The organism is Haloferax sp. SDI50, assembly GCF_059802635.1.
The window spans coordinates 402,595-424,786 of record NZ_JBPULL010000001.1 but is presented as its reverse complement, the minus strand read 5'-3'; the positions used below and the strand labels follow the sequence as shown (position 1 = coordinate 424,786).

The 22,192-nt window shown below is 67.8% G+C and carries 24 protein-coding genes and 1 tRNA gene; 16 read left to right on the top strand and 9 right to left on the bottom strand.

Annotation, left to right across the window (positions count from 1 at the left end; all coding sequences use genetic code 11):
- Nucleotides 1–70: 70 nt before the first annotated feature.
- The 3 genes from ACSR87_RS02210 to ACSR87_RS02200 form a co-directional block, all read right to left on the bottom strand.
- Nucleotides 71–1,267: an alanyl-tRNA editing protein gene (locus tag ACSR87_RS02210; protein WP_498529336.1), complete on the bottom strand. Its 1,197-nt coding sequence runs from the start codon at nucleotides 1,265–1,267 to the stop codon at nucleotides 71–73.
- Nucleotides 1,268–1,302: 35 nt separating this feature from the next.
- Nucleotides 1,303–1,824 (bottom strand): helix-turn-helix domain-containing protein, encoded by a 522-nt coding sequence (locus ACSR87_RS02205; RefSeq protein ID WP_004042922.1) that lies wholly within the window; start codon nucleotides 1,822–1,824, stop codon nucleotides 1,303–1,305.
- 236 nt (nucleotides 1,825–2,060) lie between these two features.
- Nucleotides 2,061–2,145, bottom strand: a tRNA-Leu gene (locus ACSR87_RS02200).
- Between the two features lie 143 nt (nucleotides 2,146–2,288).
- On the opposite strand from ACSR87_RS02200, the gene ACSR87_RS02195 reads away from it, so the two are divergent.
- Nucleotides 2,289–2,849, top strand: coding sequence for a DUF420 domain-containing protein (locus ACSR87_RS02195; protein WP_498529335.1), 561 nt, complete (start codon nucleotides 2,289–2,291; stop codon nucleotides 2,847–2,849).
- A 337-nt stretch (nucleotides 2,850–3,186) separates the two neighbouring features.
- Here the strand turns inward: ACSR87_RS02195 and purF are convergent, their stop codons facing one another.
- From purF to ACSR87_RS02180, 3 genes are all read right to left on the bottom strand, one after another.
- Nucleotides 3,187–4,668: an amidophosphoribosyltransferase gene (purF, locus tag ACSR87_RS02190; protein WP_004061396.1), complete on the bottom strand. Its 1,482-nt coding sequence runs from the start codon at nucleotides 4,666–4,668 to the stop codon at nucleotides 3,187–3,189.
- A gap of 377 nt (nucleotides 4,669–5,045) precedes the next feature.
- Nucleotides 5,046–5,222: a 50S ribosomal protein L37e gene (locus ACSR87_RS02185; RefSeq protein WP_004042936.1), complete on the bottom strand. Its 177-nt coding sequence runs from the start codon at nucleotides 5,220–5,222 to the stop codon at nucleotides 5,046–5,048.
- Nucleotides 5,219–5,449 carry an LSM domain-containing protein gene (locus tag ACSR87_RS02180; protein ID WP_004042938.1) on the bottom strand — a complete coding sequence of 77 codons (231 nt, stop codon included), beginning with the start codon at nucleotides 5,447–5,449 and terminating at the stop codon, nucleotides 5,219–5,221. Before ACSR87_RS02180 ends, ACSR87_RS02185 begins: the two co-directional genes overlap by 4 nt.
- A 382-nt stretch (nucleotides 5,450–5,831) precedes the next feature.
- Here ACSR87_RS02180 and ACSR87_RS02175 point away from each other — a divergent pair, with 382 nt between their 5' ends.
- From ACSR87_RS02175 to ACSR87_RS02160, 4 genes are all read left to right on the top strand, one after another.
- Entirely contained in the window at nucleotides 5,832–7,184 is a 1,353-nt protein-coding gene (locus ACSR87_RS02175) for a ribonuclease J (RefSeq protein WP_004061394.1), read from the top strand.
- Entirely contained in the window at nucleotides 7,184–8,230 is a 1,047-nt protein-coding gene (idsA3, locus tag ACSR87_RS02170; protein WP_004042941.1) for a geranylfarnesyl diphosphate synthase, read from the top strand. Before ACSR87_RS02175 ends, idsA3 begins: the two co-directional genes overlap by 1 nt.
- Before the next feature lie 188 nt (nucleotides 8,231–8,418).
- Entirely contained in the window at nucleotides 8,419–10,131 is a 1,713-nt protein-coding gene (locus ACSR87_RS02165; protein WP_498529334.1) for a glutamate--tRNA ligase, read from the top strand.
- 66 nt (nucleotides 10,132–10,197) lie between these two features.
- Nucleotides 10,198–10,857: a cyclase family protein gene (locus ACSR87_RS02160; RefSeq protein WP_498529333.1), complete on the top strand. Its 660-nt coding sequence runs from the start codon at nucleotides 10,198–10,200 to the stop codon at nucleotides 10,855–10,857.
- Between the two features lie 29 nt (nucleotides 10,858–10,886).
- On the opposite strand, the gene ACSR87_RS02155 is transcribed toward ACSR87_RS02160, so the two are convergent.
- Nucleotides 10,887–11,366 carry a DUF456 family protein gene (locus tag ACSR87_RS02155; protein ID WP_498529332.1) on the bottom strand — a complete coding sequence of 160 codons (480 nt, stop codon included), beginning with the start codon at nucleotides 11,364–11,366 and terminating at the stop codon, nucleotides 10,887–10,889.
- 174 nt (nucleotides 11,367–11,540) lie between these two features.
- On the opposite strand from ACSR87_RS02155, the gene ACSR87_RS02150 reads away from it, so the two are divergent.
- The 6 genes from ACSR87_RS02150 to ACSR87_RS02125 all read left to right on the top strand — a co-directional run bounded on the left by ACSR87_RS02150 (nucleotide 11,541) and on the right by ACSR87_RS02125 (nucleotide 17,596).
- The gene (locus ACSR87_RS02150; RefSeq protein ID WP_004974610.1) at nucleotides 11,541–11,870 is read left to right on the top strand and encodes a 4Fe-4S dicluster domain-containing protein; all 330 of its coding nucleotides are present in this window, start codon (nucleotides 11,541–11,543) and stop codon (nucleotides 11,868–11,870) included.
- 130 nt (nucleotides 11,871–12,000) lie between these two features.
- Nucleotides 12,001–12,882: an electron transfer flavoprotein subunit beta/FixA family protein gene (locus tag ACSR87_RS02145; RefSeq protein WP_498529331.1), complete on the top strand. Its 882-nt coding sequence runs from the start codon at nucleotides 12,001–12,003 to the stop codon at nucleotides 12,880–12,882.
- A 2-nt stretch (nucleotides 12,883–12,884) separates the two neighbouring features.
- On the top strand, nucleotides 12,885–14,636 hold the full coding sequence (locus ACSR87_RS02140) for an electron transfer flavoprotein subunit alpha/FixB family protein (protein ID WP_498529330.1): 1,752 nt from the start codon (nucleotides 12,885–12,887) through the stop codon (nucleotides 14,634–14,636).
- On the top strand, nucleotides 14,633–16,297 hold the full coding sequence (locus tag ACSR87_RS02135; protein WP_498529329.1) for an FAD-dependent monooxygenase: 1,665 nt from the start codon (nucleotides 14,633–14,635) through the stop codon (nucleotides 16,295–16,297). The genes ACSR87_RS02140 and ACSR87_RS02135 overlap by 4 nt, the downstream gene beginning before the upstream one ends.
- Nucleotides 16,298–16,310: 13 nt before the next feature.
- Complete coding sequence (locus ACSR87_RS02130; protein WP_498529328.1) at nucleotides 16,311–16,763, top strand: DUF8055 family protein; 453 nt, start codon at nucleotides 16,311–16,313, stop codon at nucleotides 16,761–16,763.
- A gap of 98 nt (nucleotides 16,764–16,861) precedes the next feature.
- Nucleotides 16,862–17,596 carry a GNAT family N-acetyltransferase gene (locus ACSR87_RS02125; protein ID WP_008095021.1) on the top strand — a complete coding sequence of 245 codons (735 nt, stop codon included), beginning with the start codon at nucleotides 16,862–16,864 and terminating at the stop codon, nucleotides 17,594–17,596.
- Nucleotides 17,597–17,708: 112 nt separating this feature from the next.
- Here the strand turns inward: ACSR87_RS02125 and ACSR87_RS02120 are convergent, their stop codons facing one another.
- Complete coding sequence (locus tag ACSR87_RS02120; protein ID WP_172795821.1) at nucleotides 17,709–17,873, bottom strand: DUF8014 family protein; 165 nt, start codon at nucleotides 17,871–17,873, stop codon at nucleotides 17,709–17,711.
- Nucleotides 17,874–17,952: 79 nt separating this feature from the next.
- A complete protein-coding gene (gene tmcA, locus ACSR87_RS02115) occupies nucleotides 17,953–20,217 on the bottom strand; it encodes a tRNA(Met) cytidine acetyltransferase TmcA (protein ID WP_498529327.1) in 2,265 nt (754 codons plus the stop codon).
- A 372-nt stretch (nucleotides 20,218–20,589) separates the two neighbouring features.
- Here tmcA and rpl7ae point away from each other — a divergent pair, with 372 nt between their 5' ends.
- From rpl7ae to ACSR87_RS02090, 5 genes are all read left to right on the top strand, one after another.
- Nucleotides 20,590–20,952 (top strand): 50S ribosomal protein L7Ae, encoded by a 363-nt coding sequence (gene rpl7ae, locus ACSR87_RS02110; protein ID WP_004042964.1) that lies wholly within the window; start codon nucleotides 20,590–20,592, stop codon nucleotides 20,950–20,952.
- 6 nt (nucleotides 20,953–20,958) lie between these two features.
- Entirely contained in the window at nucleotides 20,959–21,183 is a 225-nt protein-coding gene (locus tag ACSR87_RS02105; protein WP_004042966.1) for a 30S ribosomal protein S28e, read from the top strand.
- 2 nt (nucleotides 21,184–21,185) lie between these two features.
- A complete protein-coding gene (locus tag ACSR87_RS02100) occupies nucleotides 21,186–21,386 on the top strand; it encodes a 50S ribosomal protein L24e (protein ID WP_004974594.1) in 201 nt (66 codons plus the stop codon).
- Complete coding sequence (gene ndk / locus ACSR87_RS02095; RefSeq protein ID WP_004042970.1) at nucleotides 21,386–21,850, top strand: nucleoside-diphosphate kinase; 465 nt, start codon at nucleotides 21,386–21,388, stop codon at nucleotides 21,848–21,850. The genes ACSR87_RS02100 and ndk overlap by 1 nt, the downstream gene beginning before the upstream one ends.
- 105 nt (nucleotides 21,851–21,955) lie before the next feature.
- Nucleotides 21,956–22,180, top strand: coding sequence for a hypothetical protein (locus ACSR87_RS02090; protein WP_498529326.1), 225 nt, complete (start codon nucleotides 21,956–21,958; stop codon nucleotides 22,178–22,180).
- Nucleotides 22,181–22,192 lie beyond the last annotated feature (12 nt).

The following is a 22,192-nucleotide window of genomic DNA, read 5'->3' as shown; positions in this document are numbered from 1 at the left end:
ATGATTGAACCGCGAGTCGTCCGTCGGGCGTCAGCACGCCACAGTCTCGGCCGTTCGGCGGGGGCGTCGCTCAGTCGCGTACGTACGCCAGCACGTCGTCGGCCGGCGCGCCGAGACCGCCGCCCTGCGCGAACGTCGGCCCACCGCCGCCACCGCCGCCGAACTCGTCTGTCACCTCAGCGACGACCTCCCCAGCGGCCGCGTCGCCGGCGCTGGCGACGACGACGAACGGCGCGTCCGACTCGCCGACGGCGACGAACACGTCTACGGCCGCTCCGTCGCGGGCCTCTTTGGCGGCCTCCCCGACCTCGTTCGCGTCGAAGCCCGAGACTGCACCGACTTTCCACGTCAGCCCGTCGCGTTCGACCGTCTCGAAGTCCGCGAGTCGGGAGCGCAGTACCTCGGACTTGAGGTCTGCGAGTTCGGACTCCAGTTCTTCGCGGGCGGCGGCGGTGTTGGCGGCCGACTCACCCAGTGCATCGAGATTCGTGCCGAGCGCTCGGGCGGCCTCGTAGGCGGACCCGCGGACCGCGGCGCGCCGGTCGATGGCCGAGGCGCCGACCGCGAACTCGACGCGAGTGAGCCCTTCTCCGGGGTTCGACCGGTCGAGCACCTCGACCGGCCCGATTTCGACGGTGTTCGAGACGTGCGTGCCGCCGCAGGCCGCCCAGTCCCAGCCGTCGATAGAGACGACTCGGACGGTTTCGGACTCGGAGAAGACGCCTTCCTCGGTCTTGACGTTGAACGCGATTTCCTCGCGGTCGCCGGCCTCCGCGACGGGAATCTCCTCCCACGACACCTCGCGGCTGTCCCACACCGCCCGGTTGACGAGGCGCTCCAGTTCGACGAGCGCGTCGTCGTCGACCTCGGTCGAGGTCTCGAAGTCGACGCGGACCTTTTCGGGGGAGATGTCGAACCCCCCGTAGCCGAGGTCGTCGAAGATGCGGCGACCCGCGCCGTAGAGGACGTGACTGGCAGTGTGCGCCCGCATGCAGTACGTCCGGAAGTCGTCGTCGACGACGCCAGTCACCTCGTCGCCAGCGGCGAAGTCGGGGTCGGCCGCGAGGTCGTGGACGACCGCGCCGTCGGCGTCCGTGCGGACGTGTTCGACGTCGACGCCGCCGAGAACGCCCCGGTCGGCGGGCTGGCCGCCGCCTTCTGGGTAGAAGTACGTCTCGTCGAGGACGACCGACCGACCGTCGACGCGCGTCACCGTCGCGTCGAACGCCCGGACCGTCGGGGAGTCGGGTGCGAGTGAGTCGGACATATGCGCGTCGAGACGCCCGACCGAGAAAAATCGTGCTACTCGTCGACGAGGGTCACGTCGAGGCGCTCTTCGAGGGCGCGGATGGCCGACCCCCCGACGTTCGCCCGCGTGGCGCGGCCCTGCTCGATGGCGAGCAGTTGCTTCTCGTCGAGGTCGAGTTCGTCCGCGAGTTCGGCGAGCTGGAGCCCGGCGTCCTGCCGGGCGGATTCGACGACGCCGCCGTAGCCGGAGACGAGGTAGGGGAGTCGGTCTTTCTCGTAGTTCGTCCCTTTTTCCTCCCAGTGTTTGGAGTCGCCTTTCGCGCTGTCGTACAGTTTGGCGGTGCGCTGGGCGGCGCGCTTCTTGCGGTTCCCCGAAGAACCGTCGCGAGAGGCGTCGCTCGACCCGCTTTTTCGGTCCGCGTGGCGGTTCTCGCCGTGCGGCGCGCAGTCCGGACAGACCAACAGGTCCGCGCCGGCCACGTTCGCACGCCGGAGCTTCGCGGTGCTTCGGCCGCAGAGTTCGCAACTGTCGCCGTCGCCGCCGCCACCGCCCCGGTTCGTCGAGTACTTGGCCATGCCGCGTGTTACTCGTTCGACCCTTTTAAACTCGCGGCACGGGGATGCGGCCGAGACCGAGGTCGACGGTTGCACGGCTGCTGGCCGGTGAACACCGAAAAAACCCAGAGAGACGAACCTCTCTGGGATGTAGTTTCGTGGAAGGATTGTGCGTGGGTGATGTCCGTGTAGGGACGTCACCTGCATCATTCGGCGGCTTCGCCGCCTCATTGCGGACTGTGAGTCCGCACATGCGATGCGTGGGACCGGATTTGAACCGGCGGACCTCTACAGGACAGCGCCCTCAACGCTGCGCCGTTGGCCTGGCTTGGCTACCCACGCTCGCTGTGTCTTGCTGCACTCTCCGTTACCCCGCGGTAATTTAAATGACTTTCCTTTCGCCTCGGCAATGTCGGGCGTTTGCAGGCGTCGCACCGCGGTCGGGCGACCGAACGATTTTGGCCTCGCGGCCCCGGAGTACGCCCATGGAGTTCCGAGCACGCGACCACGTCCGCGGACTGACCGCTCTCCTCTCGGTGCTGTCGCTCGCGCTCGTCTTCGGCGCGGCGCTCGGGGCGATTCCCCGCGCCGCGATTCCGACCGCGCCGGCGGCCGCGCTGAACGCGATTCCACACGTCAACGCGGTCATCAGCACCGTCGCCATCGTCACCATCCTCGCCGGCGTCCGGTTCGTCCGGCGCGGCGACATCAAGCGCCACCGGCGCATGATGCTCGCCTCGTTCCTCCTGTTTGCGACGTTCCTCGTCCTCTATCTCTACAAGGTCGTCGTTCAGGGGACCGCCGAGTTCCCCGGCCCCGACGCAGTCTACCAGTTCGTCTACCTCCCGACGCTGGCGGTTCACATCCTCCTGGCCGTCGTCTGCGTCCCGGTCGTCTACTACGCCCTGCTGTTGGCGCTGACGCGACCGATAACCGAAGTTTTCGGCACCGAACACGCCCGGTTCGGCCGCGTCGCCGCGTCGCTGTGGCTCGTCTCGTTCGTCCTCGGAAACGTCGTCTACGTCCTCCTCTACGTCATCTACTGAGGAGGGACGCGAGCGCCGTCGCTCGGGCGTTCGAAGGGAGTACCCGTCCGACGCCCGCTGCGGGGCGCGCGGCCCGAGTGCCGCTGGTTCGGACGGGCGGTAGTACGTGGTGCGACCGGCAGGTCACAGAGACGGGGCGTGCGAGCCCTCCCGCGGCGTCCGCCCCGTCGATTCGCACTCCGTACTCCGCTCGCATCCCGGTCCTCGGCGAGTCGGAGTACGGTTCGAACGACGGGCACGAGAGAAAAGAAAGGCCGCGTTGATTATGCTATCGCGGCTCTCGGTGACTGTCTTCTGTGGCGATAGGTCAGCTGGGTCGGACGGGAGTCGGTGAGACTCAGTCGCTCAGCGGCGCTTCGGCGCCGACGACGGGGCGGCTCACGTCGCGGTCGGTCTCCTCGCCGTCGATGTCGTAGGGGTACTCGCCGGTGACACAGCCGAGACAGAGGTCGCTTTGGGACTTTTCGAGCACTTCGGCCACGGAGTCGATAGAGAGGTAGCCGAGGCTGTCGGCGTCGATGGTGTCGCGGACCTCCTCGACTGACTTGTCCGAGGCGATAAGCTCCTCGCGGGTGGCCATGTTGATGCCCATGTAACAGGGCGCGACGATGGGCGGCGCGCCGATTCGCATGTGGACCTCGGTCGCGCCGGCGTCGTACAAGAGTTGCACGAGCTGGTTCGAGGTCGTCCCGCGGACGATGCTGTCGTCGATGAGCGTCACGGACTTCCCCTCGACGGTGCTCTTGATGGGGTTGAGCTTCAGGCGCACGGCGCGCTCGCGCTCGTCTTGGGTCGGCATGATGAACGTCCGGCCGACGTAGCGGTTCTTCATCAGCCCCTCGGCGAACTCGACGGTCGCGTCGTCTTCCTGTGCGGCCTCGGCGTAGCCGGAGGCGAAGGCGCGACCCGAGTCGGGCACGGGCATGACCACGTCGGTGTCGACGCCGTTTTCGTCCCAGAGCTTCCGGCCGAGTCCCCGGCGGGCCTCGTAGACGAGCGTGTCGTTCATCACGGAGTCCGGGCGGGCGAAGTAGATGTGCTCGAAAAAGCAGTGGGCCGTGTTGTCGCGTTCGACCAGTTGATACGAGTCGAAGCCGGAGCCGTCGGGTTCGAGGACGACGAGTTCGCCCGGTTTCACGTCGCGGACGAGTTCGCCGTCGAGCGTGTCGATGGCGGCAGACTCGGAGGCGAGCACGTAGCCGTCGTCGACTTTCCCGATGCAGAGCGGGCGGTTCCCCTCGGGGTCGCGCACGCCGAGGACCGTCTCGTCGTGCATGATTGTGAGCGCGTACGAGCCGTGAATGCGCTCCATCGTTCGCTTGACGGCGCGGACGAGGTCCTCCTCGAGGAGGTTGCGCGCGAGGTCGTGGGCGATGACCTCGGTGTCGCCGGTGGAGGTGAAGGCGTGGCCGAAGTTCTCCAGTTCGTCGCGGAGTTCGTCGGCGTTGACGAGGTTGCCGTTGTGCGCGAGGCCGAGCGACCCCGACTTGAACGAGACGGCGAACGGCTGGGCACACGACTTCGACACGTCGCCCGCAGTGGGGTAGCGGACGTGGCCGATGCCCGCCTCGCCCTTCAGACCGTCGAGGTCGTCGGCACCGAACGCGTCGCCGACGAGCCCCATCTGGACGTGACTGTGCTGTTGGAACCCGTCGTGGGTGACGATGCCTGCGGACTCTTGGCCCCGGTGCTGGAGGGCGTACAGCGAGTAGTACAGGGGTCGTGCGGCGTCTCGACCGCCGAGTGCGACGCCGACGACACCGCACTTCTCGGTCGGTCCGCCGATGTGGTGGTGGGAGTCGTCCCGCCCAGTTACCATGGAAGATGATAGAGAGTCGAGGGGGTAAAAAACCCGTCCTTATGCAGTAACCACGGGGTCTCAAACCGATAAATACCCACGTTAGTGCATATGTTTGCGGAGAGGGGCGGCGACTACGAGCCGGCGCGTAACCCGACGAGAACGGAAGCGGCGCACCCGTGGCTGGCCTCGTCGGCCGCGGCGACAGCGTCGGCTCGGGGCGGTAGCGGTTGTCAGGGAAGTGGTGAGAACTGCACGCAGGTCGGGAGTGGGACGCCGTACTCGGTGCTAGCGAGTGTCACGGAGTCGGAAACGAACCGGGAGTCAGGAACGCGGGTTCGTTCTCGCCGCAGACGGCGAGAGAGAAGACAGAGACGGTCGGAGACCGTCGAGAGTCGTTAGTTGTCGCCGGACTTCGACTGCCAGGCGTAGCTCCGACGCTTCTTCGACTTACCGAAGCCGCAAGACGAGCAGACCTTCTTCTTCACGTGGTAGGACTTCTCGCCGCAGCGACGGCACTTGACGTGCGTCGTCTTGTTCTTCTTTCCTTGGCTGGGGGTTCCTGCACCCGTCATGCTTTGATGGTGACGACGTTATCGCCGCGTATAATGGTTGTGTCTTGGACTTGCTCGAGTTCGATATCCCCGGGCACGGTGTCTTCGTCCAGCGCTTCTTCGAGTACGACGTTCATGTGCTGGTCGTAACCAGCGAGGACGCCGAAGTACGCGTTTCCGTCCTTGAGGAGAACCGTCACCGGCTCGTCGAGTGACGCTTCGAGGACGTCGAGAGGTCGGCCGCTCATGCATCAAATCCGTCTCGTAGTTGTCTTAAATGTGCCGGACCGACAGTGCGGAGTCGCGTCGAATCCGACCGTCCGGGTCGAAATCGTCGTCGAACGGGGAGAATCCTCGCCTCACGTGAGATGTTCTCTCACGACCTCGGGCGTGCGGGCGCGATGAACCCACGTAGTTTTTAGTACCCCCGTGAGTAGAACTCAGTACCAGAAACCCGCGGGTAAGTGCGGGCGCGCCCAAATCGACCGGTTCGGGCCGTCTCGTACGCGGGGTCATTCGACCGACGAGCTGCAAGACGCCGGGGCCGGTGGCCCCCAGACACCCGTCTTTCCGTGAGCACCTTCGCCACATCGTGGCTTTCGATGCTCGGAATATCGAGACACACAAACCATGGAAATCGAAATCGCAACCATAGGCGGATACGAAGAAGTCGGCCGTCAGATGACGGCTGTCCGTGCCGGAGACGATGTCGTCGTCTTCGACATGGGTCTCAACCTGTCGCAGGTCCTCATCCACGACAACGTCGAGACCGAAAAGATGCACAGCCTCGACCTCATCGACATGGGCGCTATCCCGGACGACCGGGTCATGAGCGACCTCGAAGGAGACGTGCAGGCCATCGTCCCCACGCACGGCCACCTCGACCACATCGGGGCCATCTCCAAGCTCGCCCACCGCTACGACGCCCCCGTCGTCGCCACGCCCTTCACTATCGAGCTGGTGAAACAGCAGATTGAGGGCGAGAACAAGTTCAACGTCAACAACGACCTCGTCAAGATGGAAGCCGGGTCGACGATGTCCATCGGTGACTCCGGACAGGTCGAACTCGAGTTCGTCCACGTCACTCACTCCATCATCGACGCCATCAACCCGGTCATCCACACGCCCGAGGGCGCAATCGTCTACGGCCTCGACAAGCGCATGGACCACTCGCCGGTCCTCGAAGACCCCATCGACATGAAGCGCTTCCGCGAAATCGGCCGCGAGGGTAACGGCGTGCTCGCGTACATCGAAGACTGTACGAACGCCGGCCGGAAGGGCCGAACGCCCTCCGAGTCCGTCGCGCGCCGCCACCTCAAAGACGTGATGACCTCCGTCGAGGACTACGACGGCGGCATCGTCGCGACGACGTTCTCGTCGCACATCTCCCGGGTCTCCTCGCTCGTCGAGTTCGCCAAGGACATCGGCCGCCAGCCGGTCCTCCTCGGCCGCTCGATGGAGAAGTACTCCGGCACGGCCGAGCGCCTCGGCTTCGTCGACCTCCCCGACGACCTCGGGATGTACGGCCACCGCAAGTCCGTCGACCGCACCTTCAAGCGAATCATGAAGGAGGGCAAGGAGAACTACCTGCCCATCGTCACGGGCCACCAGGGCGAGCCGCGCGCGATGCTCACCCGCATGGGTCGCGGCGAGACGCCGTACGAGATTGACGACGGCGACAAGGTCATCTTCTCGGCGCGGGTCATCCCGGAGCCGACGAACGAGGGCCAGCGCTACCAGTCCGAACGCCTCCTGCGCATGCAGGGCGCCCGCATCTACGACGAGATTCACGTCTCCGGCCACCTCCGAGAGGAGGGCCACTACGAGATGCTCCAGGCGCTCCAGCCCCAGCACGTCATCCCGGCTCACCAGAACCTGAAAGGCTTCGCTCCGTACGTGGACCTCGCGGAGAGTCAGGGCTACGCCCTCGGTCGCGACCTCCACGTCACGCGGAACGGCAACATGATTCAGCTGGTGGAGTGATGACTCCCGACGCGACGGAAAAGCGGGTGCTCGAGGCGATTCGCGAGCGGCGCGAACTCGTCAACGACGCGCTCGACGAGGACGTACCGATGGCCGAGCCCGAACGGCTCTACGAGGCCTCACGGTACCTCCTGAAAGCCGGCGGCAAACGCCTCCGGCCGACCGTCTCCCTCCTGACCGCGGAGTCCCTCGCGGACGTCGAACCGATGTCGGAGGACTACCGGGCGTTCCCGACGCTCGCGGGCGACCCCATCGACGTGATGGTCGCCGCCGTGAGCATCGAGGTCATCCAGTCGTTCACGCTCATCCACGACGACATCATGGACGACGACGACCTCCGTCGCGGCGTCCCGGCGGTCCACAAGGAGTACGACAACTCGACCGCCATCCTCGCCGGCGACACGCTGTACGCCAAGGCGTTCGAACTCCTGACGAAGACGGGCGCGGACCCCGCCGACGGCCTCGAAGCCGTCCGCCGGCTCGCGACCACCTGCACGCAGATTTGCGAGGGGCAGGCGCTCGACATCGAGTTCGAGCGCCGCACCGAGGTGCTCCCCGACGAGTACCTCCAGATGGTCGAACTGAAGACGGCGGTGCTCTACGGGACCGCGGCCGCCGTTCCGGCGGTCGTCATGGGCGCTGACGACGAGGTCGTCGAGGCGCTCTACCAGTACGGCATCGCGTCCGGCAGCGCGTTCCAGATTCAAGACGACGTGCTCGACTTGACCGTGCCGTCGGACCAGCTCGGCAAACAGCGCGGCTCGGACCTCGTGGAGAACAAAGAGACCATCATCTCGCTTCACGCCCGCCAGCAGGGCATCGACGTGGACGACCTCGTCGACGCCGAGACGGCCGAGGAACTCACCGAAGACGCCGTCGAAGCCGCCGTCGCCGAACTGAACGAGGCGGGCAGCATCGACTACGCCCGCGAGATGGCCGAAGACCTCACCGAACAGGCCAAGTCGCGGCTCGATGTCCTCCCGGACAACGAGGCCCGCGACCTGCTGTGCGACATCGCGGACTACCTCATCACCCGCGGCTACTGAGCGCGCGGCGCACCCCGCGCCCACCGCGAGCCGCAGTCGTGCGGCTTTTCTTTCGACCGTCCGCCACCGAGCCCCGCCGCAACTCATATCTACTCTGAAATGCTAACATATACCGTACCCCTGCCCGCGCGAGGACCCTTCCCCGCAATCCGGGCCTGTTTTTAGGCGCGCCGCGGAAGCGAACGGTAATGGACGACGAGCTTCGAGAACGCATCGAGCGAGAGGCCGAGAAGCACGCGCTTCTCAACGCGGTGAAACACGACAGCGACGCCGACGTGGGCGCGATTATGGGCCCGCTGATGGGCGAGAACCCCGACTTCCGCCAGCACGGCGGCGAGATTCCGGGCCTTATCGGCCCCGTCGTCGCCGAGGTCAACCGGCTGTCGGCGGGCGAAAAGCGCGAGCGACTCGAAGACCTCGCGCCCGAGGAACTCGCCGAGATGGAAGCCGAGGAGGAAGCGGACGACTCGCTGCTCCCCGACCTTCCGAACGTCGAGGCGTACGACGAGGTCCGCATGCGCGCCGCGCCGAACCCCAACGGCCCGTGGCATCTCGGCCACGCCCGCATGCCCGCGGTCATCGGGACGTACAAGGAGATGTACGACGGCTCCTTTATCGTCCGGTTCGACGACACCGACCCGGAAACGAAGCGACCGGACCTGACGGCGTACGACGCCATCCTCGACGATATCGACTACCTCGGGTTCGAGCCCGACGACGTGATTCGCGCCTCCGACCGGGTGGAGACGTACTACGATTACGCCCGCGAACTCATCGAGATGGGCGGCGCGTACACCTGCTCGTGTTCGGGCGAGACGTTCTCGAACCTGAAGAACGACGGGAAGCCGTGTCCGCACCGCGACAAGGACCCCGAGACGACCCGCGAGGAGTTCGAGGACATGGTCGCAGGCGAGTACAGTTCGGGCGAGATGGTCCTCCGCGTCAAGACCGACATCGAACACAAGAACCCCGCGCTGCGCGACTGGGTCGCCTTCCGCATGATAGACACGCCGCACCCCCGCGAGGAGGCGGCCGACTACCGCGCGTGGCCGATGCTCGACTTCCAGTCCGGCGTCGACGACCACCTCACGGGCGTCACCCACATCATCCGCGGTATCGACCTCCAAGACTCCGCGAAGCGCCAGCAGTTCGTCTACGACTACTTCGGCTGGGACTACCCCGAAGTCGTCCACTGGGGCCACGTGCAGGTCGACGCCTACGACGTGAAGATGTCCACGTCGAGCATCAAGGAGCTCATCGACGCGGGCGAGGTCGAAGGCTGGGACGACCCGCGCGTGCCGACCATCAAGAGCCTCCGCCGCCGCGGCATCCGCGGGCAGGCCATCGTGGACGCGATGGTCGGCCTCGGCACCTCCACCTCGAACGTCGACCTCTCGATGTCGACGGTGTACGCGAACAACCGCGACCTCGTCGACGACGACACGGACCGGTACTTCCTCGTTCGGGACGGGGAGGCGTTCGCCGTCGAGGGCGGCCCCGACAGCGCCCACCCGCCGCTCCACCCGAGTTTCGAGGAGCGCGGCACCCGCGACATCCCCGTCGGCGGCAGCGTCCTCGTCGAATCGGGCGACGTGCCCGCCGAGGGCGAGCGCGTCTGGCTGAAGGGCTTCGGCGCGGTCCGCCGCGAGGGCGACTCGCTCGTCGCCACCGGCGACGACCTCGACGTGGTCCGCGAGGGCGACGTGGCCGTGATTCACTGGGCACCGACCGACGGCGTCCCGGTCCGCATGCGCACCATGGACGGCGACGTGACGGGCGTCGCTGAACCCGACTTCGGTGACGTGCCCGAAGACGAACTCGTCCAGTTCGAGCGCGTCGGCTTCGTCCGCGTGGACGACCGCGGCGACGACGAGACGGTCGTCTACTTCGCGCACAAGTAGGTCGAGCGACGGACAGTCGCTTTCGACACGAACACTCGTTTTACCCACCCCCGCCTAAGGAGCCGTATGACCCTCCTCGACCTCACCCGCCGCGTCGAAACAGGGATGCCGACGTACCCCGGCGACCCGCCGGTCGCAGTCGAGTCGCACGCCGACTTCGAGGCCGACGGCTACCGCGTCTCGCGGCTCGAACTCGGGACGCACACCGGAACCCACGTCGATGCGCCCGCGCACACCGAACCGGACGGCGCGACGCTCGACGACTTCCCGGTCGACGACCTCCGGTTCACCGCTCGCGCAATCGACTGTCGAGACGCGGGGCCCCGCGGTCGAATCGGCCCGGGCGCGATTCCCGAACGCCTCGAACCGCGCGTGGACTTTCTCGTGTTCCGAACCGGCTGGGAGGACGAATGGGGGACCGAACGCATGACCGACCACCCGGCGCTCGCGCCCGAGACGGCGCGCGCCTGCGCGGACCGGGGGCTCTCTGTCGGCATCGACGCGCTCAGTCCGGACCCGTCCGGTGGCGACGGCGTGCCTGCCCACCACGCGATTCTCGGGACGGGGCTCCTCATCGTCGAGAACCTTTGCGGGTTGGACGCGCTCCCGACCGACCGGACGTTCGACCTGTACGTCATGCCGCTTCGGGTGGACGCCGACGGCGCGCCCGCCCGGGTCGTCGCCGACGCGGAGACGGGGCTGATTCGGCGGCGAGACGAGCGGTGAGTTGTCGGGAACGCGAAACCGGTCTGCGCTCAGAGCACCACAGTCAGGACGAACCCGACGAGCATCGAGAACGTCAACAGCGCCTGCACCGCCGCGGTGGCGAGGACGCCGACGGTGGCGACGAGGGCGCGCCGACCGCTTTCTTCCGCGTCCTGATGGTCGAGGTATTCGAGGGCGAAGACGGTGCCCGCGACGCCGACGAAGATGCCGAGCGGGCCGATGAGGAACATGAGCAGGAAGCCGACGACGCCGGCGACGATCGAGGTTCGGGTCGACGCGCCGCCGAACCGCGCGGCGACCATCCCGCCGGCGTAGTCGGTGACGAGCGCGACGAGGCCGACGAGAGTGAGCCCGACGAACGCGATGGGACCGGGCTCCGAGAAGCCGGTCGACACCCAGTAGACGACCACGCCGACTACGGAGAGGAGCGCGCCGGGGAGAAGCGGAAGCACGCTCCCGACGACGCCGAGGACCAAGAGGGCGAGCGCGACCCAGAGGAACACGTCCATACCGGGGTGGTTCGGGCCGGGGGCTATTCACCCCACCGAGTGGGCGCGTGAGGACGTGGGGGTAGGTCGAGGCCGCGGGGCGTGAGTAGAGGGCGGTTCGCGCGCCGCGCCGCCGGAGCGCCGCCCGTTCGGGGGATAGTTTATTGCCTCTACCGGAATATGTCACTAGGAGTCATGGCTATCGACCCGCAGTTCGAGACAAACAGGGAGAAGGTCGGCGAGGAAAACGGCGTGGCCGTCTGGGGGCCGGTCGACCCGCCGGAGAAACACGGTATCCACGGCACGCACGTCGCGGTGGACTTCGACATCTGTCTCGCCGACGGGGCCTGTCTGGAGGACTGCCCCGTCGACGTGTTCACGTGGGTCGACACGCCGGGGCACCCGGAGTCCGACATCAAGGCCGAACCGACCCACGAAGACCAGTGTATCGACTGCATGCTCTGTGTCGACGTCTGCCCGGTCGACGCCATCGACGTCGACCCCGGGCGAGCGGGACGTATCTGAGGGAAGAAACCCCGGTTTTTTGCGGGCGGTGACGCCGACAGCGACCTCCGTGAGCGGCGCAGACGTTCCAATCACCTAGCACAAAAGATTATTATGAATATGAGCTAGCATTAACTGGAGAGTGTTCTCAATGCACATGGTGGTACTTACCAAAGGCGTGCCCGACTTCCGGGAGGGCCAGGTATCGTTCGACGAGGACGGGCATCTCGAACGGGGGAAGACGCCCACAGTGATGAATCCGAACGACCGCTTCGCGCTGGAGGCGGCGCTCCAGACGCGGGTTCGACACGGCGGGCGAGTGAGCGTGATGAGCATGGGGCCGCCGGGGTACAAGGAGGTGTTACGGGAGGCGATGGAGACGGTGTACGCCGACGACCTCCACCTCGTCTCGGACCGCGAGATGGCGGCCGCCGACACGTGGGCGACGGCCATCACGCTCAGCGCGGGCATCGAGACGCTCGGCGAGCCGGACGTGGTGTTCGCCGGGTTCAAGACCGCGGACGGGGAGACGGGCCACACCGGCCCGCAGACGAACTGGTGTCTCGACATGCCGCTCGTCACGCACGTCATCTCCCTCGATATCGACGAGGAGGCGGGGACCCTGCGCGCCAAGCGGCTGGTCGAAGGCGACATCGAGGAGATAGAGACCGTCGAGACGGAGCTTCCGGCGTTCGTCGTCGCGGACCCCGAGTTCGAGCCGTCGTATCGGACGGCGGGCGAGCGCCTGACGCTGAAGGACCTGCGCGAGGAGACCCGAGCGCGCGCCGAGAACTACGAGGAGCACCTGACGGTGCGGGACCACGCCGACATCAACGTCGACCCGGACTACATCGGCCTCGACGGCTCGCCGACCATCGTCTCGTCGGTGGACCCGATTCCGAAAGCGCCGGCCGAGCGGGAGGCCACGATGGTCGACCCCGACGACGCGGGTGCCATGCAGGACGTGCTGACCGCGATGCAGTCGGCGGTGGGTGACGGCGACGGGGACGCCGCGGCCGCGGGGGGTGACTGAGCGTGACCGACTTCGACCCCGGCGACTACGAGATTTCGGAGCTCGGCCCGGCCATCAAGGACATCGACGACCTCGGCGAGTTAGAGGAGATTCTGCAGGCCGAACACCGCGGGCAGAACCGCGCGCCGGCCGTCGCGCTCATCGAGAGCCGCATCGAGAAGTTCTCCGAGGACGACGAAGAGCCGGCCGACGCCGACGGACTGGACCTCGCGTCGATGAGCACCGCGGAGGTCGGAAACGCCCTCCAGAGCGTCGAGGAGGTCTCGGAGCTCGAATCGCTCCTCGAACGCGAGGAGGCGGGCGAGAACCGCGACCCGGTGAAGCGACTCATCAGAAACCGCATCGACTCGGTGAAGGGAAGCGACGAGGAGGACACGGAAATCGAGGTTGACGACCGGACGCCCGAAGAGCGCCACCCGGACCTCGACCACCCGACCCGCGACAAGCGTCACGTCCGGTCGCTCCACGGGGGAACCTACCGCGACATGTGGGTCTACTGCGAGACGCAGGCGGGCGAACTCGTGGACGTATCCAAGGAGATGCTCGGGAAGGCCCGCGAACTGATGGACACCTACAACGACGACTACACTACCGACGAGCGGGTCGTCGCGGTGCTCATCGGCGCCGACGTGTCGAAGCACGTCGAGGACGTCATCGCCTACGGCGCGGACGTGGTCGTCGTCCGCGAGGACGCCCGACTCGAACGCTTCCAGCACAAGCCGTACACCGAGATATTCTGCGACATGGCCCGCGCGGGAGCCACCCACCAGAACTTCGAGGTCACGGACGGCCGCGACGAGCCGTGGCGCGACTACGACAAGCCGCGGTACGTGCTGTTCCCGGCGACCAACAACGGCCGGGACCTCTCGGCGCTCGTACAGGCCGAACTCGACTCCGGCCTCGCCAGCGACTGCTCGGGGCTCTACATCACGGAGGAGGTCATCTCGAACCCGGTCAAGACCGGCGTCGCCGGCGAGAAAAAGGAGTTCCAGCGCGTCCTGCACATGAAGCGCCCGGACTTCTCCGGCTTCGAGTACTCGACCATCCTCTGTATCGACAACCCGACGCGGGAGTTCCACCCGCAGGGCGCGTCGGTCATCCCGGGGAGCTTCGACGTGCCCGAACCGGACCACGAGCGCGAGGGTCTCGTGGTCGAACACGACGCCCCGCTCGACGACGACTGGTTCCGCGTCACCGTCACCGACTACGACCGACTGGACGAGGGTATCGACCTGACCGGCCACGAGGTCATCGTCGCGGTCGGCCGCGGCATCGGTGACGACCCGACGAAGGGCATCGAACTCGCCTTGGACCTCGCCGACCAGTTCGAGGACGCCGAAGTGGGGGTCACCCGCGGCATCGTCACGGGGTCGTTCAACTTCGACGGCCACGTCGAACAGTACACCCACGAGGACAGACAGATAGGCGAGACGGGACAGGTCGTCGCGCCGAAACTCTACGTCGCGGCGGGCATCTCCGGGGCGGTCCAGCACAAGGTCGGTATGGACGAGTCCGACACCATCGTCGCCGTCAACACCGACCCCGACGCCCGCATCCGCGACTTCTCGGACTACTTCATCGAGGGCGACCTGTTCGAGGTGTTGCCGAGGCTGACGACGGCACTCAAGGAGGGCCGGTTCGAGGCGGCGGTGGCGAGCGACGGGGGGCGCGCGGCATCGACGCCGCCGGCCGGAACGCCCGACGATGGCGCTGGCGCTGGCGCGGCCGCGGACGACCGGGGTGAGTCGCGATGAGCGACTACGAACACTACGAGGCGCTCGTCGTCGGGGCGGGACCCGGCGGCGCGGCGGCGGCCGCGACGTTCGCCAACTACGGCATCGAGACGCTCGTCCTCGAACGCGGCGTCGAGGCCGGGTCGAAGAACGTCTCGGGCGGGCTCATCTACGCCGAGGAGTCCGCGCCGTACACCATCGACGACCTCTTTCCGGGCTTCCGCGAGGCGGCCGCCGAGCGGCCCATCACGAAGTACCGCATCCACAACATCGCCGGCGACAAGGTGGAGTCGTTCGACCTCACGGACCTCCACGAACACGACACCGAGTGGTCCGACTCGGTCCTCCGGGGGAAGATGGACTCGTGGCTCGAAGCCCGCGTCCACGAGCGGACCCGCGAGACCGGCGGCGGCCTCCTGACGGGCGTCCACGTCAACGGCCTGCTCCGCGAGGAGGGCCGCATCGTCGGCGTCACGCTGGACGAACTCGACCCGATAACCGCCGATATCATCGTCGCGGCCGACGGGGTGAACTCCGAACTCGCCCGCGACGCGGGCCTGATGGACTGGGACGAACCCGACGAGTGGTTCCAAGGCGTCAAGGCCGTCGTCGACATGCCGGAAGACGCCATCGCCGACCGGTTCGACGTGGCCGACGACGAGGGCGCGGCCCACCTGTTCTCGGGCGACCTGTTCGAGGGCGTCCGCGGCGGCGGCTTCCTCTACACGAACCGCGACACGCTGTCGCTCGGGACGGTGTTCCACCTCGACAGCCTCGTCGCGGAACAGGCCGAACCGCACGAGCTACTGGACGGGCTCTTGACCCATCCGTTGCTCGCGCAGTGGCTCGGGGACGACTACACCGAACTGGAGTACAGCGCGAAGCTCGTGCCCGACTCGAAGAAGGTCGCCCTGCGCGAACCGCACTTCGGCCGCCTGCTCCTCGTCGGCGACGCGGCCGGCCAGATGCAGGCGCAGGGGCCCATCATCAAGGGCATGAACCACGCCGTCACCGCCGGGGCGCTCGCGGCGGAGTCGTACGCGCAGGCCAAGTCGCGCAACGAACCGGAGAAGGCGGGGACGCGCTACGCCCGCAAACTCCGGAGCGAGGGCGTGATGAAGAAGCTCCGGCCTCGCGGCTACGAACTGCTCCGCGGCGTCGCCGAGGACGACGGCGTGACCGACGTGGTCGACACCGTGCTCACCTCGGCGGTCGGACGCGCCGGCATCCGTGCGCTTTCGGGGCGGCTCGAACGCCTCTACAACGTCCCGACGCTGTCGGCGCTGATGCCGGACACGCGGACGCCCTACGTCACGCTCCCGACGGTCATCGCCGAGGAGTTGGGGACGCGGGTCCGCGAGACGAGTTCGGTGACGCCGCCGGACCTCGAAGCCCGCATCGGCGGGCTGACCTACGACACCGACATCGGCAGCCCGCACATCACGCTTCGCGACGAGTCCTACGAGGCGAGCGGGGCCGCGGTGGCGGCCTGCCCGGTCTCGGCGGTCGATTTCGGCGGCGGCTGTTACCGCGAGGAGGTCGTCCGCACCAACGGCTCCGAGGAGCGCGTCGTCAGCCTCGACACCCAACCCTGCGTCGAGTGCGGCACCTGCGCCGTCGTCGCCGACACCGACTGGAGCCACCCGCGCGGCGACAAGGGCGTCGAGTTCAAGTGGGGGTGACGGGGGTGCGAAGATGAGCGGCGACGCGGCCCACCCTGAATCCCGCCCCGGCTCCCGCCCCGTCGCTGACGGCCGCGGGGCCGCGGAGCGCCACCCCGAAGACGTTCGATTCGGCGAGCGCGCCAGAGCCCTCGCCGCCGAGGCGCGGGAGGCGCGAGAGTCGTTCGACCCCCCGCCGTCGTCGGCCGCGGACCGGTGCGCGCTCGAATGCGCCCGCGACGGCGTCGGCCCGGCGGTCTCGCTCTACATCCGCGCGCGGACGGGCGACCGGCAGGTCTCGTTTACCGGCGAGGAGTTCGAACTGCTCCACCGGGCGATGAACGACTGGCTCGCCATGTACGCGCGATGCTACGGCGTCGACCTCGACGCGGACTTCACGGTTCGGGAGGCCGCCGAAGTCCTGCTCCGAACCCACGACGTGGTCGACACCGCCCAACTGCTGACCTGCGTCCCCGAGCGGCGCTGAGGGGACCCACAGCTCCCTCACCCTACCCGTTGGCGGGGCCGACTGTCGTCAGGTCCGGCACGAACAACAATTATAAATCATGAGTGTGATTGTGTACCATGGAAGTAACTGACAGTCTCAACTTCGGACACAAAGACCGCAAAGACATCTACGAGTACATCGAGCGTCACGGGACCGTCCGCGAGGACGAGGTGCGGCGGGCGCTCAACTTCGAGCCGGCGGCGCTGGGGGCGCACTTGACCGTCCTGCGGCGGGACGGCTACATCCGAAAGGTCGGCAACCACGTCGAGGTGGCCTACGCGCCCGGCGAGGCGGAGACGGTCGAACTCGGTGACCTCGACGTGACGATTCGGATGGCCCAGAACGTCGACTTAGAGAGCCTCGTCGACGCCATTCACGAGGTCGCAGACGAGGGCCGGTACATCGAGGCCGAGACGGTCGCGGACCTGCTGGACCACGAGGAAGTCGTCCTCCGACACAACGAGGTCAGTTCCCGGATGGTGTTCGTCGCCACGGTCGGCGACGAACTCGCCGGTTGGGTCCACCTCGACCTGCCCGAGGCGGAGAAACTGAGCCACACCGCCGTCCTGACCGTCGGCACGCGCCCGGAGTTCCGCGGCCACGGCATCGGGAGCAAACTCCTCGACCGCGGCGTCGACTGGGCGCGCGAGCGCGGCTTCGAGAAGCTCTACAACAGCGTCCCGGCGACCAACGAGGAGGCAATCGCGTTCCTCGAAGGCCACGGCTGGGAGACCGAAGCCGTCCGCGACGCCCACTACAAGATAGACGGCGACTACGTCGACGAAGTGATGATGGCCGTCTCGCTCCGGTGAGCGCGGATTCGCTCCGTCTCCGACCCTGATTTTCTGCGCGTCGTCGCGCTTGCCAGCGACGCGTCGGCTTCGCGGGTCTCGCCCACGACCGGTCGCGCCACGGCCCGTCGCGCTACGACCAGTCGTCTTCGGCCCCGTCGAGGGGTTCGGCGACGACGCCGTCCTGCTGAACGAGCGCCCTCGCGTGGGCCGTACAGACGTTCCTGTCGGCGTCCCACGGCACGTAGAGCCTGACCGCCGCGACGTTCTCGCAGTCGGGTTCGCTGCACTCGGCCATACGGAGAGCGTCGGCACCGGCGACTATCGGTGTGTCGGCGGGCAAGCGACTGAGACTCGGCCGCTCCCCCGGGCGGGTCTCACCGGAATCGCTCGCGTTCCTCGCGGGCCGCGTCGGTGCCGTACTCGTCCACGAGCGGTTCGTAGGCGTCGCCGAGCGCGCGCATCGCGCCCGCGGTCGAGTGAAAGTCGAGCTCGTCCGCGACGGCGTCCCACGGATGCGTCTGGAGGACCTTGCGGACCACCAGTCGCTCCTCTCGGGGCGTGAGCGACGCGCGTTCGGGAGTCGTGAGGTGCGCGAGTCCGAGACGGCGGAACGCGCCGGGCGCGGTCGTGTAGAGCCCCGGGCCGTACGACGCGCCGACGACGACGCGCCACTCGTACTCGGAGAGGTCCGGCGAGAGGGAGCTATCGACGGCGGCGAGGGCGGCCCGCGCCACGTCGGCGTCGAGGTCCGAGAGGGCGTCTCCGAGCACGTCGCCGACGCGGCCGAGGAACCAGTTCGCGTGGCGGTCGCGGAGGTCGCGGCCGGCGGGCGACAGGGGGCGCATCATGAGTGCCGAGTACTCGCCGCTGGTGTCGTTTCTGGTGGTCGAGAGGTGGACCGTGCCGTAGCCGTTGTCGCGCCAAAACGAGAGGAGTTCCGGGGTCGCGCCGAAGCCGACGCCGAGGTAGTCCGCGTCGCTCGCGAACTCGTCGCGTAGCTCCGTGAGGAGCCGCGAACCGAGGCCGGACGACCGGACCGCGTGGTGGGTGGCGATGCGCATCACGCGGTAGCCGACGGGGACGCCCGCCTCCTCGTCGCGGAGTTGGCTCGTGAACACGTCGGGGAGCATGTTCCCGCGGATGCGGCCGCCGTCGTACATCTGCCGGCGGGTGTCGGGGTCGAGACCGCCCTCGCGGGCGAGGAGCGCGACCGAGACGACCCGGCCCTCGTGGGTGAGCGCCCGGAGCGTCAGGTTCGGGGCGTCGAGGAGGCGGGCGAGGTCGTCCGGTTCGGTCCGGTAGTGCGCGAGGACGAGCAGGCCGAACGCCTCGCGGAGCAGGTGTTCGTCAGCCAGCAGGCCGTCGGGCGAAAGCGCCCGGTAAGAGACGGTATCGGGCGTCGCGTCCACGACGAGTTGGTCGACCGGCGGCCGAGCGTCGAGGAGGAGCGCGCGGAACGTCCACGACTCGACGGGGTCGCCGGCGGCGTAGCGAATCGGGTCGTCGAGGCGCGCGTCGGTCACCTCGCGGTCCGCGTCGTCGAGGCGGTCGCGGAAGCGGACGGCGAACCCGCGGCCCGCGCCCTCGTAGCCGCGGACGGTCGTACAGAAGGCGACCGCGGGCGCGGCGAGGAACGATTCGAGGAGCCTGACGGGCAGGGCGGCGGCCTCGTCCACGACGAGCGCGTCGGCGTCGGCCGCCGACGCGCCGGCCTCGGTCGGCGGGACGTAGCGGACGCGACCCCCGTTCTCGGCCGCGATGTCGAAGTCGTCCGCGCCGCCGCCGCGAAGCGCGCCGAGTTCGGAGAGGAGTCGCTCCGCGCGGGCGAACACCTCGGCGGCGTTTCGCTTCCCGGGCGCGGTCACGACCACGTCCGCGCCCTCCGCGGCGAGGCTGCCGGCTGCGAGGCCCGCGGCGCTCGACTTCCCGCGGCCGCGGTCGGCCTCCACGACGACGGCGGTCCCCGGTTCCGTCAGGGCTTCGAGCGCGGCGAGCGCGTCCGACTGGTCGGCGGTGAGGCAGTCCTCGTAGGCGCGCCGCGGGAATCGGCGGTCTTTCTCCGTCGGCACCCGCGGTGGAGCGGCGTCGAAGCTGATTCCCTGTCGGTACGCGCCGTCGCGCTCGACGGTCCCCGAATCGAGGTCGACGAGCGCGACGCCGGGATGGTCCCGGAGCGTCGAGACGAGCCGGCCGCGGAAGCGACCGGTCACGTCCGCGACGGAAAAGGGCGGGACGGCCAGTCGCTCGTCGAACGAGTCGCGGCGGGTCGGCCAGTCGTCGAGAGAGGGGGTAAGCAGGACGAGTAGGCCGCCGCCGTCGACAGCGCCGGCGACGCGGCCGAGCGCGTTCGCCGAGAACTCCTCGTGGGCGTCGAGGACGACGAGCGTCCGGGTCGTCCCGAGGAGCGACGAGGCGCGCTTCGGTTCGACGCGGTGGAAGCGAAACCCCTCCCGGGCGGTGACGAACGTCACCTCGTCGTCGGGCACGTCGGCCCCGCGGACCGCGTCGAAGGCGGCGTCGATGCCGGCGTCCCGGTCGCCGGCGAGGACGAGGAGGCGTCGCTGGTTCGTCGCCAGCGCCTCCTCGCGGCGGGCGGCGGCGAGCGCCTCGACGTCTGGGTCGTCGCCGAGTTCGGTCATGGGGAGGATACGTCGGCGCGGCTATTCACCTCCTTCGGTCGGGTGCGAGCGACCTCGTCCGCCGGTCGGTGAAGCGGCGGTTCCAGTCGGGCGTCACGCCCAGCACATGATGGGTCGAGTGACTAATCAACACGGGTATTTCGACAGTCCCGTCGCCGAGAAATCGGGCGATTCGCGGGTCGTGCGGACGCGTCGCACGGCGCTACGATTTTGAAAGCGCTTTTATGGGGGCCGGAGCAAAGGATGGTTACAGCCTGTCCGGGGTTGATGAACCTCCTCGCCGTAGGGATATCGTTGACCGGTCGCGACCGACCGACCGGTGTGATACCGGCGAGGGAGTCGAGCCCGCGAGCAGGATATAGGTGAACAACAATGGCTGTCTACGTAGACTTCGACGTACCGGCCGACCTCGCTGACAGCGCCGTCGAGGCGCTCGAGGTCGCCCGAGATACTGGTATCGTGAAGAAAGGAACCAACGAAACGACCAAGTCCATCGAGCGGGGCAACGCCCAGCTCGTCCTCATCGCGGAAGACGTTTCCCCCGAGGAAATCGTCATGCACCTGCCCGAACTCGCCGACGAGAAGGGCATTCCGTTCATCTTCGTCGAGACGCAGGACGACATCGGCCACGCCGCCGGCCTCGAAGTCGGCAGTGCCGCGGCCGCCATCGTCGACGCCGGCGACGCGTCCGACGATGTCGAGGACATCGCGACTAAGGTCGAGGACCTTCGATAACCGACCATGAGCGCGGACGAACAAGCCAGCGACTCGACGCCTGCCGAAGTCATCGAAGTCGTTGGAAAGACTGGGATGCACGGCGAGGCCATGCAGGTCAAGTGCCGCATCCGCGAAGGCTCCAACCAGGGCCGTATCATCACGCGAAACGTGCTGGGTCCCGTCCGCGAGGGCGACATCCTCCAGCTCCGCGAGACCCAGCGTGACGCCGACTCCATCGGAGGGCAGTAACAATGGTCGAAAAGCGCACGTGCGACTACAGCGGTGAGGAAATCGAGCCCGGCACGGGCACGATGTACGTCAAGACCGACGGCACCATCCTCCACTTCAAGGACTCGAAGGCCGAGAAGAACTACTTCCTCGGCCGCGAGGCCCGCGACCTCGAGTGGACGGAGGCCGGCCGCCGCGCGAGCGGCAAGTCGGAGGACAACTGATGTCCGACGCTGAGCGCACCTTCGTGATGGTCAAGCCCGACGGCGTCCAGCGCGGCCTCATCGGAGACATCGTCTCCCGCTTCGAGGACCGCGGTCTCAAGATGGTCGCCGGTAAGTTCATGCAAATCGACGAGGAACTCGCCCACGACCACTACGGCGAGCACGAGGGCAAGCCCTTCTTCGAGGGTCTCGTCGACTTCATCACGTCCGGTCCCGTCTTCGCGATGGTCTGGGAAGGTCAGGACGCGACGCGACAGGTCCGCCGCATGATGGGCGAGACGGACCCCGCAGAGTCCGCTCCCGGCACCATCCGCGGCGACTACGGTCTCGACCTCGGCCGGAACGTCATCCACGGCTCCGACCACGAGGACGAGGGCGCGAACGAGCGCGAAATCGCGCTCTTCTTCGACGAGGACGAACTCGTCGACTACGAGCGCGTCGACGAGACCTGGCTCTACGAGTAAGTCTCGTCTCGCGGTTCTCACGCTTTCTTCCGAGAGGAGCGACGGCCACGTCTCCCCTCTCGTCCGCGCTCCAGCCGTCCGACATCGCGTCGTCTGCGACGGGGTGTGCGGAATACTACCAGCAACCACGCGAGGCCAGTCAAGGCCGACCCTCACCGCGGCCTGACCGTCCACCGCGCGGCGAACGACGGTTTTCTCGCCGCCCGGCGAATCGCGTGTCACATGGTCGAGATGGAACTCGTGGCCCTCGCGCTCGCGGCGGCGTTCGCCGTCCGCTGGGGCGCGACCGAACGCGGTGAAGGCCCGCGGCTCTGGGGTCGCGGGTCGTGACGGACGAAAAAG

Excerpts from the sequence above, each read along its gene's own strand:
- ACSR87_RS02100 (WP_004974594.1), top strand. The coding sequence starts at position 21,186 with ATGGTCGAAAAGCGCACGTGCGACTACAGCGGTGAGGAAATCGAGCCC.
- purF (WP_004061396.1), bottom strand. The coding sequence starts at position 4,668 with ATGGTAACTGGGCGGGACGACTCCCACCACCACATCGGCGGACCGACC.
- ndk (WP_004042970.1), top strand. The coding sequence starts at position 21,386 with ATGTCCGACGCTGAGCGCACCTTCGTGATGGTCAAGCCCGACGGCGTC.
- ACSR87_RS02180 (WP_004042938.1), bottom strand. The coding sequence starts at position 5,449 with ATGAGCGGCCGACCTCTCGACGTCCTCGAAGCGTCACTCGACGAGCCG.
- idsA3 (WP_004042941.1), top strand. The coding sequence starts at position 7,184 with ATGACTCCCGACGCGACGGAAAAGCGGGTGCTCGAGGCGATTCGCGAG.
- ACSR87_RS02205 (WP_004042922.1), bottom strand. The coding sequence starts at position 1,824 with ATGGCCAAGTACTCGACGAACCGGGGCGGTGGCGGCGGCGACGGCGAC.
- ACSR87_RS02145 (WP_498529331.1), top strand. The coding sequence starts at position 12,001 with ATGCACATGGTGGTACTTACCAAAGGCGTGCCCGACTTCCGGGAGGGC.
- ACSR87_RS02130 (WP_498529328.1), top strand. The coding sequence starts at position 16,311 with ATGAGCGGCGACGCGGCCCACCCTGAATCCCGCCCCGGCTCCCGCCCC.
- tmcA (WP_498529327.1), bottom strand. The coding sequence starts at position 20,217 with ATGACCGAACTCGGCGACGACCCAGACGTCGAGGCGCTCGCCGCCGCC.
- ACSR87_RS02155 (WP_498529332.1), bottom strand. The coding sequence starts at position 11,366 with ATGGACGTGTTCCTCTGGGTCGCGCTCGCCCTCTTGGTCCTCGGCGTC.
- ACSR87_RS02210 (WP_498529336.1), bottom strand. The coding sequence starts at position 1,267 with ATGTCCGACTCACTCGCACCCGACTCCCCGACGGTCCGGGCGTTCGAC.
- ACSR87_RS02125 (WP_008095021.1), top strand. The coding sequence starts at position 16,862 with ATGGAAGTAACTGACAGTCTCAACTTCGGACACAAAGACCGCAAAGAC.
- ACSR87_RS02185 (WP_004042936.1), bottom strand. The coding sequence starts at position 5,222 with ATGACGGGTGCAGGAACCCCCAGCCAAGGAAAGAAGAACAAGACGACG.
- ACSR87_RS02150 (WP_004974610.1), top strand. The coding sequence starts at position 11,541 with ATGGCTATCGACCCGCAGTTCGAGACAAACAGGGAGAAGGTCGGCGAG.
- rpl7ae (WP_004042964.1), top strand. The coding sequence starts at position 20,590 with ATGGCTGTCTACGTAGACTTCGACGTACCGGCCGACCTCGCTGACAGC.
- ACSR87_RS02160 (WP_498529333.1), top strand. The coding sequence starts at position 10,198 with ATGACCCTCCTCGACCTCACCCGCCGCGTCGAAACAGGGATGCCGACG.
- ACSR87_RS02120 (WP_172795821.1), bottom strand. The coding sequence starts at position 17,873 with ATGGCCGAGTGCAGCGAACCCGACTGCGAGAACGTCGCGGCGGTCAGG.
- ACSR87_RS02135 (WP_498529329.1), top strand. The coding sequence starts at position 14,633 with ATGAGCGACTACGAACACTACGAGGCGCTCGTCGTCGGGGCGGGACCC.
- ACSR87_RS02165 (WP_498529334.1), top strand. The coding sequence starts at position 8,419 with ATGGACGACGAGCTTCGAGAACGCATCGAGCGAGAGGCCGAGAAGCAC.
- ACSR87_RS02105 (WP_004042966.1), top strand. The coding sequence starts at position 20,959 with ATGAGCGCGGACGAACAAGCCAGCGACTCGACGCCTGCCGAAGTCATC.
- ACSR87_RS02175 (WP_004061394.1), top strand. The coding sequence starts at position 5,832 with ATGGAAATCGAAATCGCAACCATAGGCGGATACGAAGAAGTCGGCCGT.
- ACSR87_RS02195 (WP_498529335.1), top strand. The coding sequence starts at position 2,289 with ATGGAGTTCCGAGCACGCGACCACGTCCGCGGACTGACCGCTCTCCTC.